This is a genomic window from Microbacterium sp. RG1, assembly GCF_005347485.1.
Classification (GTDB): domain Bacteria; phylum Actinomycetota; class Actinomycetes; order Actinomycetales; family Microbacteriaceae; genus Microbacterium; species Microbacterium binotii_A.
Genome location: NZ_CP034121.1, coordinates 503,478 through 516,472 on the forward strand (window position 1 = coordinate 503,478; position 12,995 = coordinate 516,472).

The window sequence follows — 12,995 nt, forward strand, 5'->3', positions numbered from 1 at the left end:
CGTGTCACCGACCCGAGTGCGCGGCTGGGCGCGCAGCATCCTCGCGGCGGGCGTGGCGCTGGTCGCCGTGTCCCTCATCGCCGTCCCCGCTCACGCGGACGACACGGATGCAGACGGCATCGGCATCAGCGTGCCCGTCGTAGGGACATCGGCCCCGGCCCAGAGCGCACCGCCGGTGGGTCGCTCGTCGTCCGGAGCATCACCGGCCTCCGGCGCGAACGCGGTCGCGACCGATTCGCCTGCGCCGGTGCCCGCCGCGGGCGACATGGAGATCGCCGGCGGTCTCTACCTCAGCGACATCGGCGGCACCTCACGGCCGACGCTCAATCCGCTGGAGGGAGCGACGGAGCTGTGGGTGACGTTGCGCAACCTCTCGTCGGAGACGATCGACGCCACGGCCGACTTCAGCATCGCCACCGTGTTCGGTGCGCGCATTGACGGCGCCGAGGTGCGCGTCCACTCGCTCAAGCCGAAGGAGACGCGCGTGGTGACGACGACGCTGAGCGGCTCGGGACAGTGGCCGTTCGTCGTCGGACGGGTGACCCTCACTCCTCCCGCCCAGATCGACGGACAGCAGACCGCGGCCGTCAGCCGCGCGGCGGTGGTCTACGTCCTGCCGTGGCTGTTGCTGACCGGGCTCGCGCTCATCGCGCTCGCGGTCGTGATTCTGCGGATCACCGCGACGACGCTCGTCGCACCTCGCCCCGTTCCCGCTGCGGGCGTCGCGTGAGTGCGGTGGCGGCTGTGACGCAGGAGCCGCCGAGGCCACCGGCGCCACCCCGGCAGTCGGCGAAGCGGCCGGGCAGACCCCCGCGGATGCCCCGTCGGCCCCCCGGTCCGCCGCGACCCCCGTTGACGCTTCGCCAGGCCGTCATCCGCGCGACCCTCGTGATGATCGCCACGGTCGTCGCGACGTTCCTGCTGACCATCGTCGTGATCGGCAACATCACCTATCACGCCGGTCAGCAGCAGCTGCGAGACCGCTTCCGTGCGGAACTCGCCGACGGGACTGCGCCGGTCTCGGAAGGCGACTTCGAGGATGTCCTGCTCGCGGACGGCGATCCGGTGGCGATCATCGACATCCCGGAGATCGGTCTCCACGACGTCGTCGTGGAGGGGACATCGGCGGGCACGCTCATGAGCGGGCCCGGACACCGGCGCGACACCGTACTGCCCGGACAGGTCGGGGTCAGCGTGCTGATGGGGCGATCCTTCGCCTACGGCGGCCCCTTCGGGTCGCTGTCCCGCCTGGCTCCCGGAGACCGCTTCACGGTGACGACCGGGCAGGGAGAGCTGGTCTTCGAGACGATGGGAACGCGGTACGCCGGCGATCCCGCGCCTGCGAACCCCCGAGCGGGCGAGAGTCGCCTCATCCTCATGACCGCTCGTGGCGGACCCCTCGCCCCGGTGGGCGTGCAGTACGTGGACGCGATGCTCGTGGGGGAGGGGAAGCCCCGCGGTGCGCGCCAGACCAGCTCCGTCACGCTCCCTCCGCAGGACAGGGCGCTGGCCACCGACGTCCGGACGGTCTGGGCGTTGATCTTCGGGCTGCAGTTCCTCCTGGCGGCGGAGCTCGGTGCCATCTGGTCGCTGCGCCGTTTCGGCTGGCGCAAGACCTGGATCGTCTTCGTCCCGCTCGTGGGTCTCGCCGGTCTCGTCACCGCCACACAGGTCGCGGTCCTTCTGCCCAACCTCATCTGACTGGAGCATGTCCACATGTCGACACCTCACGACGACCCCGCGCCCCTGACCGAGGGCTACCCGCCGCCCCACGCCGCGGAGTACGACGAGACCATCACCGAGGTGGTCTCGGTCGCACATCGTGCGGATGCGCCGTCTTCCCCGGCGACGACACCCTCCGCCTCCGACGAACCGGTGACCGAGGTGGTCCGCGACTCCGCCCTCGTCGCCGACGCGCTCCCCGCATCCCGTCGCGATCAGCGTCACCGGCCGCGTTTCCTCGGTCGCGCCCTCGGCCGCGGGGTCGCGCCTGCGCCGGCGCCTTCGGCGATCGTGCTCACCGGCGGCGCGGCCGCGACACGCGAGCGCCTCGAGTTCGCCGAGGCCCAGCTCGCTGCCGCTGCGCTCGTCGCTCCCGCTCAGCTCGACGCCCGATTGATCTCCGCCTGGTTCGGAGAACACCAGGTGCTGCAGGATGTCTCGCTCACGATGCCCGCAGGCCGGATCACCGCGTTGATCGGGCCATCCGGATGCGGCAAGTCGACCTTCCTGCGGATCCTGAACCGCATGCACGAGCTGGTGCCTTCCGCGTCGCTCGCCGGCGAAGTGCTCCTCGACGGCGACGACATCTACGAACCGACGCTCCCCGTCGTGGACGCCCGGAAGCGCATCGGGATGGTGTTCCAGAAGCCGAACCCGTTCCCCGCGATGTCGATCTACGACAACGTGCTGGCGGGGCTGGCACTCACAGGGATCCGCGCCGATCGCGACCGCAAAGACCATCTCGTGGAGACGTGCCTGACCAAGGCCGGTCTCTGGTCCGAGCTGAAGGATCGGTTGCGCTCACCCGGCGGGGGGCTCTCGGGCGGCCAGCAGCAGCGACTCTGCATCGCACGGTCGCTGGCGGTTCGTCCCCGTGTCCTGCTCATGGACGAACCGTGCTCGGCGCTCGATCCGACCTCCACGCGTGTCATCGAGGAGACGATGCTGGAGCTCGCCCACGAGGTGACGATCGTCATCGTCACCCACAACATGCAGCAGGCGCAACGTGTCTCGGACCAGTGCGCGTTCTTCCTGGCGTCGCAGGGGCAACCCGGTCATATCGTGGAGCACGGTGACACGGACGCGATGTTCGCGGAGCCGCTCGACCCGCGCACCTTCGACTACGTCAACGGTCGATTCGGGTGAAATAAGCAAAACGCTTATTTTGCCATGACATTAGTCATTAGCTTATTCTTCAGGCATGGCTACCGTGGTGACCGCAGACATCATCGGATCGCGCGCGCTCCCGGATCGTACCGAGGCGCAGCGCCGCATCGAAGCGGTGTTCGCCGCCGTGGAAGCCGACCTGCCTCTGGCGGAGCGCGTGCTGACCGCGACGGTGGGCGACGAGTTCCAGGGGGAGTACCCCGACCTCGGCGCGGCTCTCGCCAGCATCCTGCTGCTCACGCTGGCGCTCCCCGACGGTCTCGAGTGCCGGTTCGGCATCGGTCTCGGTGAGGCGTACACGGTGGACGCGACGGCGGGGCAGCTGGCCGAAGGGCCCGCGTGGTGGGCGGCCCGCGCCGCGATCGACACCCTGCACGCGAAGCAGGTGCGCGCGATGCCGGCGGCGCGCACCTGGATCGCCGCCGCGGAGGACGAGGATGCGGCGGTGCAGGAGCAGGTGCGTCTGGCGAACGCGTACGTCTGGGCCCGCGACGAACTCGTGAGCGCGATGGGGGAGCGGGCGCGCCGTCTGGTCTACGGGCGCTGCATGGGGCTCACCCAGCGGGAGCTGGCGGCACGCGAGCAGATCACGCAGTCCGCGGTGTCGCAGCTGCTCACCGCATCCGGAGCGGCCGGTCTCGTCGAGGGCTTCGCGCAGTGGCGTCGGTGAGACGCATCAGAAGATCGCGAGGCGCACGAGCGCGCCGACCATCCCCGCCCACAGGAGACTGGCGAGCGTCCCGACGATGAAGCGCTCGCGGGCGGCCGAGGTCGCGAGTTCGGAGAAGCGGCCGATGCCCTTGATGGCGACGACGACGGCGATGGCTTCCGGGAACCCCGCCAGCAGCGACAGCACGACGGCGAGTCGCTCGAGGTAGCCGATCGTGGTGCCGCCGCGCAGCACCTCTTCCAACCCGGCCTCCGTGCCCTCGGGGGTGCGCGATCGGAAGACGAGGATGCCGCCCGCATCCCCCTCTCGGACCTGGCCGTGCGTGGCGATGTCGAGGATGCGTCGGGTCACGGGGTCGCCGCCGGTCACCGCGAGGGCGGTTCCGAGCAGGGCCAGGGGGAGGCCGATGATCAGGGGGATCCCCACGGGGAGCACGACGACGCTCACGAGCCCCACGAGCACGAGCCCCGTGGCCACCGCGAGGGCGGCATCGGCGGGACGACGGCGTGCGACGAGCACCAGGATCAGCGCCGCCGCCAGGGCGAGCAGCAGCGCGAGGCTCGTGACGCCGGCGACGATCAGCTCGGGGGAGAGGGTGAACATGGTGCCAGTGTCCCAGCCCCTTCCGACGTGCACCGTCCTGCCGCGCCGTGCGGCGGGTGGAGGGCCCGCCAGTTGCTACGCTGGCACGCGTGTCTACGCCCGTTGTGAGCGCGACCGCCCCCGCCAACGACCCCTCGTTCTCGAACGTGTGGGACGAACTGGTCTGGCGCGGTTCCGTGCATGTGTCCACCGATCCCGAGGCGCTGCGTGCCGTGCTGGGCGAGGGGCCGATCACGTATTACTGCGGCTTCGACCCGACGGCGCCGAGCCTGCACCTCGGCAATCTCGTGCAGCTGATCGTCATGCGCCGGCTGCAGCTGGCGGGCCATCGCCCGCTCGGCCTGGTCGGAGGATCCACCGGACTCATCGGAGACCCGCGCCCGTCGGCCGAGCGCACGCTCAACACCCGCGAGACCGTCGAAGAGTGGGTTCTGCGGCTGCGCGCGCAGGTCGAGCGCTTCCTCAGCTTCGACGGCGAGAACGCGGCGCGCATCGTCAACAACCTCGACTGGACCGCACCGCTGTCGGCGATCGATTTCCTCCGCGAGGTCGGCAAGCACTTCCGTGTCGGCACGATGCTCAAGAAGGATGCGGTCAGCGCGCGTCTGAACTCCGAGGCGGGCATCAGCTACACGGAGTTCAGCTACCAGATCCTGCAGGGGCTCGACTACCTGGAGCTGTACCGCCAGTACCGCTGCGTCCTGCAGACGGGCGGGTCCGACCAGTGGGGCAACCTCACCAGCGGTACCGACCTCATCCACCGTGTCGAAGGTGTCTCGGTGCACGCGATCGGAACGCCGCTGATCACCAACAGCGACGGCACGAAGTTCGGCAAGAGCGAGGGCAACGCGGTCTGGCTGGACGCCGAGATGTGCAGTCCCTACCGCATGTACCAGTTCTGGCTGAACACCGACGACGCCGACGTGATCGATCGTCTCAAGGTGTTCACGTTCCTCACCCGTGAGGAGATCGACCGGTACGCCGAGCAGGTGCAGTCAGAGCCGTTCCGCCGGGCGGCGCAGAAGCGTCTCGCGCTGGAGGTCACGGCGCTCGTCCACGGACTCGAGGCCGCGGAGGCGGTCGTGGCCGCATCCGAGGCACTCTTCGGGCAGGGCGATCTCACCACTCTGGATGCGGCGACGCTGCGCGCGGCGATCGACGAACTGCCGAACGCTGCGATCGAGCCGGAGATGACCGTGGCGCAGGCGCTGGTCGCCACAGGCCTCGTCTCCTCGCTGAGCGAGGCGCGGCGCGCCGTGGCGCAGGGCGGGGTCAGCCTCGACGGCGAACGCGTCGCCGACGAGTCGACGACCGTCCGTGCCGGGCTGCCGGGTGGCGTGTCGATCATCCGCCGAGGCAAGAAGACGCTCGCGGGGCTGGTTCCGCGGGGCTGACATGCCGTTCACCCCGAGCCACGCGGTCCTCGCGTTGCCGTTCGTGCGGACGCCGCTTGTTCCCGCCGCGATCGCGGTGGGGGCGATGACGCCGGATCTCCCGTTGTTCGTGCGCGGGTTCCCCGTGACGTACGGCATCACGCACGACCTCCGGTGGCTCCCGGTGACGGCGCTGCTGGCGCTCGCTCTGCTGTTGCTGTGGCGCGTCCTGCTGCGCCCGGCCGCGCGGGAGCTCGCGCCCGGACCGCTGGCCGAACGTCTGCCTGCGGCATGGGATGCGCCGGTGCGCACGATCTGGCGGGAGACGTTCGGCGGGTCCGCGGGCGCGGTGCTGCTCCTGGTGGCGTCGCTGGCGATCGGGGTCGCGAGCCACATCGCCTGGGACGCGTTCACCCACGAGGGACGGCTGGGCTCGGAGATCTTCCCGGCGCTGGAGGAGCAGTGGGGTCCCCTCGCGGGGATCAAGTGGCTGCAGCACGGCTCCAGCGCGATCGGTCTGGCGATCATCGCGGTATGGGCGCTGCTGTGGTTGCGTCGTCGTCCCCGTGTCCCGTACGCGTCGCGGACTCCGCGATGGGTGGGTGCCGTGTGGGTGGCGACGCTTCCCGCCGTCCTGATCGCGGCGTGGGCAATCGGCCTCGCCCTCTACGGTCCGCTCACCTCCGAGTTCACCGTCGCCCACCTGGCGTACCGCATGCTGCCGCCGGCCTGCGCCGTGTGGGCCGCGGGCACGCTCGTGCTCTGCGGGATCGTCGTCCGGCGCCGCTCGCGCGGCGCGGCGGTGCGATAAGGAGCAGAATCGAGGCGTGACCGCTGCGCTGCCCGCCTTGACCGAGATGCCCGAGCCCCGCTACGTGATGGTGGGCGAAGGACATCGCATCGCCACCTACTCCTGGGGGGAGCCGGACGCGCCGACAGCCGTGGTCGTGCACGGGTTCGCCTCGAGCACACGGGACAACTGGGTCAGCACCGGATGGGTGCGCGACCTGCAGCGGGCGGGATTCCGCGTGGTCGGTCTGGATCAACGCGGGCACGGCGCGAGCGACAAGCCGCACGAGGCGCGGGACTACGACCTGCGCGAGCTCGCCCGCGACGTCGAGGCCGTGATGGACACGTACCTGATCGATGACGCCGTGTACGTGGGCTACTCCCTGGGAGCCCGGGTGGGGTGGGAGGTCCTCCGCGATCTCCCCGAGCGCGTGCTGCGGGGAGTGCTCGGGGGTGTGCCCGACGGCGTCCCGCTCGCCCGCCTCGACCTGGACCAGGTGAGCGCGCTCATCCAGGACGGGACACCGGTCACCGATCGCGTCACCCAGAACTACATCGCCCTCACCGAGCGGGTGCCGGGAAACGACCTGCGCGCACTGTGGGCGATCGCGCAGGGGCTGCGCTCGTCGGGGACCGCCGACCCGGACCCCGCGCTCGCGCCGACGCAGCCGGTGCTGTTCGCCACGGGCAGCCAGGACGCCATCATCGAGGGCTCGCGAGCCCTGGCCGCGGCCGCACCGCGTGGCACGTTCGTGGAGATCCCCGACCGGCACCACTTCAACGCCCCCGGCTCACGCGTCTTCCGCACGGCGGCGATCGAGTTCCTGACGGGGGAGTGACCCCGCCGTCGACCGCGGAAAGACGCGCGACACGCCCGGGGGTTGCGCTCGAGTTGGCAGATGGCCGGAACCCACGTAACTTATTACTTGTTCGCCCCACAGGGAAGAGCGGAGAGGCCGAGAGGCCCGGCGCCCCCTCAAGCGGAGAACCACCCCTCATCCTGAAGATCTCAACTTGAGATCTTGTCGCAGATGCGAGTAGGATGAGGATCCCGAACTCCACGAGTCAGATCTTGGGACCACTGCTCTGTCAAGAGCGAAGCGCCGATCCGACACCGAGCCGGGAGAAATGAATAGTTGCCCCATGGTGACGACCGAGAGGTCCGATGGTGGGAGCATCCGTTCCTTGAGAACTCAACAGCGTGCACTTGTCAAATGCCAAATAACCTCGTTCCAGCTTCGGCTGGGTGAGATTCCTTTGGATCAAGTCCAACCCTTTGGGGTTGGCGTTATGGATTGTCAGTAATGGCATCCTTTTGGTCAGTTCAAACTCGCTGCGCACTTCTTTTTCCGTTGTGTGTATGCATTTTTCTTTTACGGAGAGTTTGATCCTGGCTCAGGATGAACGCTGGCGGCGTGCTTAACACATGCAAGTCGAACGGTGAAGCAGAGCTTGCTCTGTGGATCAGTGGCGAACGGGTGAGTAACACGTGAGCAACCTGCCCTGGACTCTGGGATAAGCGCTGGAAACGGCGTCTAATACTGGATACGAGACGTGGCCGCATGGTCAACGTTTGGAAAGATTTTTTGGTTCAGGATGGGCTCGCGGCCTATCAGCTTGTTGGTGAGGTAATGGCTCACCAAGGCGTCGACGGGTAGCCGGCCTGAGAGGGTGACCGGCCACACTGGGACTGAGACACGGCCCAGACTCCTACGGGAGGCAGCAGTGGGGAATATTGCACAATGGGCGAAAGCCTGATGCAGCAACGCCGCGTGAGGGATGACGGCCTTCGGGTTGTAAACCTCTTTTAGCAAGGAAGAAGCGAAAGTGACGGTACTTGCAGAAAAAGCGCCGGCTAACTACGTGCCAGCAGCCGCGGTAATACGTAGGGCGCAAGCGTTATCCGGAATTATTGGGCGTAAAGAGCTCGTAGGCGGTTTGTCGCGTCTGCTGTGAAAACTGGAGGCTCAACCTCCAGCCTGCAGTGGGTACGGGCAGACTAGAGTGCGGTAGGGGAGATTGGAATTCCTGGTGTAGCGGTGGAATGCGCAGATATCAGGAGGAACACCGATGGCGAAGGCAGATCTCTGGGCCGTAACTGACGCTGAGGAGCGAAAGGGTGGGGAGCAAACAGGCTTAGATACCCTGGTAGTCCACCCCGTAAACGTTGGGAACTAGTTGTGGGGACCATTCCACGGTTTCCGTGACGCAGCTAACGCATTAAGTTCCCCGCCTGGGGAGTACGGCCGCAAGGCTAAAACTCAAAGGAATTGACGGGGACCCGCACAAGCGGCGGAGCATGCGGATTAATTCGATGCAACGCGAAGAACCTTACCAAGGCTTGACATATACGAGAACGCTGCAGAAATGTAGAACTCTTTGGACACTCGTATACAGGTGGTGCATGGTTGTCGTCAGCTCGTGTCGTGAGATGTTGGGTTAAGTCCCGCAACGAGCGCAACCCTCGTTCTATGTTGCCAGCACGTAATGGTGGGAACTCATGGGATACTGCCGGGGTCAACTCGGAGGAAGGTGGGGATGACGTCAAATCATCATGCCCCTTATGTCTTGGGCTTCACGCATGCTACAATGGCCGGTACAAAGGGCTGCAATACCGTGAGGTGGAGCGAATCCCAAAAAGCCGGTCCCAGTTCGGATTGAGGTCTGCAACTCGACCTCATGAAGTCGGAGTCGCTAGTAATCGCAGATCAGCAACGCTGCGGTGAATACGTTCCCGGGTCTTGTACACACCGCCCGTCAAGTCATGAAAGTCGGTAACACCTGAAGCCGGTGGCCTAACCCTTGTGGAGGGAGCCGTCGAAGGTGGGATCGGTAATTAGGACTAAGTCGTAACAAGGTAGCCGTACCGGAAGGTGCGGCTGGATCACCTCCTTTCTAAGGAGCATCTGAAGTCTTCGGACTTCCAGAACCCAGTTCGAAGGCACACGTTCTTCGCTGGGAGCTCATGGGTGGAACATTTGATGAGGCATCAGGGTCTGAGGGTTCTGCCGAGTACGCCGCTTGCGGTTGGAAAGGTGGGGTCGGAGGGGTTTGGTGCATGCACGCTGTTGGGTCCTGAGGGACCGGGTGTGACTCCTTTGGGGGTTTCGGCTGTACCTCTGGGCCTTCTTCTGCTGCTTGTGCAGTGGGGGTTGGTACCGCCCGTACTTTGAGAACTACACAGTGGACGCGAGCATCTTAGAGATGAATCTTCGGATTCATTTCACAGGTGATCTTTTTTAGATCATTTAGTCAATTTTCGAGTTGACGATTCAAACTCATGTGATTTCAAGTCTTTAAGAGCAAACGGTGGATGCCTTGGCATCTGGAGCCGAAGAAGGACGTAGCAATCTGCGATAAGCCTCGGGGAGTGGATAAGCACACTTTGATCCGAGGGTCTCCGAATGGGGAAACCCCGCTGGGCGGCGTGCCGACCTAGTGACTCCCGCCTGAATATATAGGGCGGGTAGAGGGAACGTGGGGAAGTGAAACATCTCAGTACCCACAGGAAGAGAAAACAACCGTGATTCCGTGAGTAGTGGCGAGCGAAATCGGAAGAGGCTAAACCTAGCGTGTGTGATAGCCGGCAGGCGTTGCACGTTGGGGGTTGTGGGACTTTCTTGATCATCCTGCCGGGTGATCGACGTGACAGAAGCGTATAGACGAATGGTCTTGAAAGGCCAGCCATAGTGGGTGCCAGCCCCGTAGTCGAAATGCGTGTTCTGGCGTGGAGAGTATCCCAAGTAGCACGGGGCCCGAGAAATCCCGTGTGAATCTGTCAGGACCACCTGATAAGCCTAAATACTCCCAGATGACCGATAGCGGACAAGTACCGTGAGGGAAAGGTGAAAAGTACCCCGGGAGGGGAGTGAAATAGTACCTGAAACCGTTTGCTTACAAACCGTTGGAGCCTCCTTAGTAGGGGTGACAGCGTGCCTTTTGAAGAATGAGCCTGCGAGTTAGCGATACGTGGCGAGGTTAACCCGTGTGGGGTAGCCGTAGCGAAAGCGAGTCTGAATAGGGCGATTCAGTCGCGTGTCCTAGACCCGAAGCGAAGTGATCTATCCATGGCCAGGTTGAAGCGACGGTAAGACGTCGTGGAGGACCGAACCCACTTAGGTTGAAAACTGAGGGGATGAGCTGTGGATAGGGGTGAAAGGCCAATCAAACTTCGTGATAGCTGGTTCTCTCCGAAATGCATTTAGGTGCAGCGTTGCGTGTTTCTTGCCGGAGGTAGAGCTACTGGATGGCCGATGGGCCCTACAAGGTTACTGACGTCAGCCAAACTCCGAATGCCGGTAAGTGAGAGCGCAGCAGTGAGACTGTGGGGGATAAGCTTCATAGTCGAGAGGGAAACAACCCAGACCACCAACTAAGGTCCCTAAGCGCGTGCTAAGTGGGAAAGGATGTGGAGTTGCTGTGACAACCAGGAGGTTGGCTTAGAAGCAGCCACCCTTGAAAGAGTGCGTAATAGCTCACTGGTCAAGTGATTCCGCGCCGACAATGTAACGGGGCTCAAGCACGCCACCGAAGTTGTGGCATTGACATTATTGGTAGGCCTTCGTGGTCCAGCCGTGTTGATGGGTAGGAGAGCGTCGTGTGGCCAGCGAAGCGGCGGTGTGAACCAGCCGTGGAGGCTACACGAGTGAGAATGCAGGCATGAGTAGCGAAAGACGTGTGAGAAACACGTCCTCCGAAAGACCAAGGGTTCCAGGGTCAAGCTAATCTTCCCTGGGTAAGTCGGGACCTAAGGCGAGGCCGACAGGCGTAGTCGATGGACAACGGGTTGATATTCCCGTACCGGCGAAGAACCGCCCAAGCTAATCCAGTGGTGCTAAGAGTCCTAGCCAGGAATGTGTGGATCCCTTCGGGGTGATGCCGTCTTGGTGAACGCTCGACCCCATGCTGGTGCGGTTAGCGTATTAACAGGTGTGACGCAGGAAGGTAGCCCAACCCGGGCGATGGTTGTCCCGGGGCAAGTGCGTAGGCTGAGTCGTAGGCAAATCCGCGACTCGTTCGGCTGAGACACGATGCGGATAAAAAGTGGGTGATCCTATGCTGCCGAGAAAAGCATCGACGCGAGGTTCTAGCTGCCCGTACCCCAAACCGACTCAGGTGGTCAGGTAGAGAATACCAAGGAGATCGAGAGAATCGTGGTTAAGGAACTCGGCAAAATGCCCCCGTAACTTCGGGAGAAGGGGGGCCATCCACTTATACGGACTTGCTCCGGAAAGGGTGTGGTGGCCGCAGAGACTAGTGGGTAGCGACTGTTTACTAAAAACACAGGTCCGTGCCAAGTCGCAAGACGATGTATACGGACTGACGCCTGCCCGGTGCTGGAAGGTTAAGAGGAGCGGTTAGCGTAAGCGAAGCTGCGAATTTAAGCCCCAGTAAACGGCGGTGGTAACTATAACCATCCTAAGGTAGCGAAATTCCTTGTCGGGTAAGTTCCGACCTGCACGAATGGCGTAACGACTTCCCAACTGTCTCAACCGCGAACTCGGCGAAATTGCATTACGAGTAAAGATGCTCGTTACGCGCAGCAGGACGGAAAGACCCCGTGACCTTTACTACAGCTTGGTATTGGTGTTCGGTGTGGCTTGTGTAGGATAGGTGGGAGACTGTGAAGCAGACACGCCAGTGTTTGTGGAGTCATTGTTGAAATACCACTCTGGTCACTCTGGATATCTAACTTCGAACCGTAATCCGGTTCAGGGACAGTGCCTGGTGGGTAGTTTAACTGGGGCGGTTGCCTCCCAAAAAGTAACGGAGGCGCCCAAAGGTTCCCTCAACCTGGTTGGCAATCAGGTGGCGAGTGTAAGTGCACAAGGGAGCTTGACTGTGAGACTGACAGGTCGAGCAGGGACGAAAGTCGGGACTAGTGATCCGGCAGTGGCTTGTGGAAGCGCTGTCGCTCAACGGATAAAAGGTACCTCGGGGATAACAGGCTGATCTTGCCCAAGAGTCCATATCGACGGCATGGTTTGGCACCTCGATGTCGGCTCGTCGCATCCTGGGGCTGGAGTAGGTCCCAAGGGTTGGGCTGTTCGCCCATTAAAGCGGTACGCGAGCTGGGTTTAGAACGTCGTGAGACAGTTCGGTCCCTATCCGCTGCGCGCGTAGGAAGTTTGAGAGGATCTGACCCTAGTACGAGAGGACCGGGTTGGACGAACCTCTGGTGTGTCAGTTGTTCCGCCAGGAGCACCGCTGATTAGCTACGTTCGGGATGGATAACCGCTGAAAGCATCTAAGCGGGAAGCCGGCCTCAAGATGAGACTTCCATACCTTCGGGTGAGAGGCTCCCAGCCAGACTACTGGGTTGATAGGCCAGATGTGGAAGCGCAGTAATGCGTGTAGCTGACTGGTACTAATAAGCCGATGACTTGATAACACTTCGTTTGAACTGAAGCTGTTCGCGTCCACTGAGTGGTTCTCGATGTACGGTCGAGAACCGCAGACAACATTCTTTTGTTGTGTGCATGACTTGAAACATCAATAGTGTTTCGGCGGCCATAGCGAGAGGGAAACGCCCGGTCCCATTCCGAACCCGGAAGCTAAGCCTCTCAGCGCCGATGGTACTGCAGGGGGGACCCTGTGGGAGAGTAGGACACCGCCGGACTCCTTTTAGAAATGGCCACCCAAAGCTGGGTGGCCATTTCTGTTTTCCAGGG

8 protein-coding genes and 3 rRNA genes are annotated in these 12,995 nt (G+C 63.6%); 10 read left to right on the forward strand and 1 reads right to left on the reverse strand.

The genetic code is table 11. The features are described from left to right. Position 1: 1 nt before the first annotated feature. From EHF32_RS02315 to EHF32_RS02330, 4 genes are all read left to right on the forward strand, one after another. Positions 2–730, forward strand: coding sequence for a hypothetical protein (locus EHF32_RS02315; RefSeq protein WP_137416628.1), 729 nt, complete (start codon positions 2–4; stop codon positions 728–730). Between the two features lie 86 nt (positions 731–816). Next, on the forward strand, positions 817–1,701 hold the full coding sequence (locus EHF32_RS02320; protein WP_137416629.1) for a sortase: 885 nt from the start codon (positions 817–819) through the stop codon (positions 1,699–1,701). Between the two features lie 414 nt (positions 1,702–2,115). Continuing rightward, on the forward strand, positions 2,116–2,868 hold the full coding sequence (locus tag EHF32_RS02325; protein ID WP_234075460.1) for a phosphate ABC transporter ATP-binding protein: 753 nt from the start codon (positions 2,116–2,118) through the stop codon (positions 2,866–2,868). Positions 2,869–2,923: 55 nt separating this feature from the next. After that, on the forward strand, positions 2,924–3,559 hold the full coding sequence (locus tag EHF32_RS02330) for a SatD family protein (protein WP_137416630.1): 636 nt from the start codon (positions 2,924–2,926) through the stop codon (positions 3,557–3,559). Positions 3,560–3,565: 6 nt separating this feature from the next. On the opposite strand, the gene EHF32_RS02335 is transcribed toward EHF32_RS02330, so the two are convergent. Continuing rightward, positions 3,566–4,162 (reverse strand): hypothetical protein, encoded by a 597-nt coding sequence (locus EHF32_RS02335; protein WP_137416631.1) that lies wholly within the window; start codon positions 4,160–4,162, stop codon positions 3,566–3,568. Between the two features lie 89 nt (positions 4,163–4,251). Here EHF32_RS02335 and tyrS point away from each other — a divergent pair, with 89 nt between their 5' ends. The 6 genes from tyrS (at position 4,252) to rrf (ending at position 12,943) form a co-directional block, all read left to right on the forward strand. Then, positions 4,252–5,556: a tyrosine--tRNA ligase gene (tyrS, locus tag EHF32_RS02340; protein ID WP_137416632.1), complete on the forward strand. Its 1,305-nt coding sequence runs from the start codon at positions 4,252–4,254 to the stop codon at positions 5,554–5,556. 1 nt (position 5,557) lies between these two features. Further along, positions 5,558–6,346, forward strand: a complete 789-nt coding sequence (locus EHF32_RS02345; RefSeq protein ID WP_137416633.1) for a DUF4184 family protein — start codon at positions 5,558–5,560, stop codon at positions 6,344–6,346. A gap of 16 nt (positions 6,347–6,362) precedes the next feature. Continuing rightward, entirely contained in the window at positions 6,363–7,163 is an 801-nt protein-coding gene (locus EHF32_RS02350) for an alpha/beta fold hydrolase (RefSeq protein ID WP_137416634.1), read from the forward strand. 533 nt (positions 7,164–7,696) lie between these two features. Continuing rightward, a 16S ribosomal RNA gene (locus EHF32_RS02355) occupies positions 7,697–9,219 on the forward strand. A gap of 391 nt (positions 9,220–9,610) precedes the next feature. After that, positions 9,611–12,715 (forward strand): 23S ribosomal RNA (locus EHF32_RS02360). A gap of 111 nt (positions 12,716–12,826) precedes the next feature. Then, positions 12,827–12,943, forward strand: a 5S ribosomal RNA gene (rrf, locus tag EHF32_RS02365). Together the 16S, 23S and 5S rRNA genes form the textbook arrangement of a ribosomal RNA operon. Positions 12,944–12,995 lie beyond the last annotated feature (52 nt).

Bases quoted from the DNA above. Each gene is read 5' to 3' on its own strand.
- EHF32_RS02320 (WP_137416629.1), top strand. From the start codon at position 817: ATGCCCCGTCGGCCCCCCGGTCCGCCGCGACCCCCGTTGACGCTTCGC.
- EHF32_RS02330 (WP_137416630.1), top strand. From the start codon at position 2,924: ATGGCTACCGTGGTGACCGCAGACATCATCGGATCGCGCGCGCTCCCG.
- EHF32_RS02335 (WP_137416631.1), bottom strand. From the start codon at position 4,162: ATGTTCACCCTCTCCCCCGAGCTGATCGTCGCCGGCGTCACGAGCCTC.
- EHF32_RS02345 (WP_137416633.1), top strand. From the start codon at position 5,558: ATGCCGTTCACCCCGAGCCACGCGGTCCTCGCGTTGCCGTTCGTGCGG.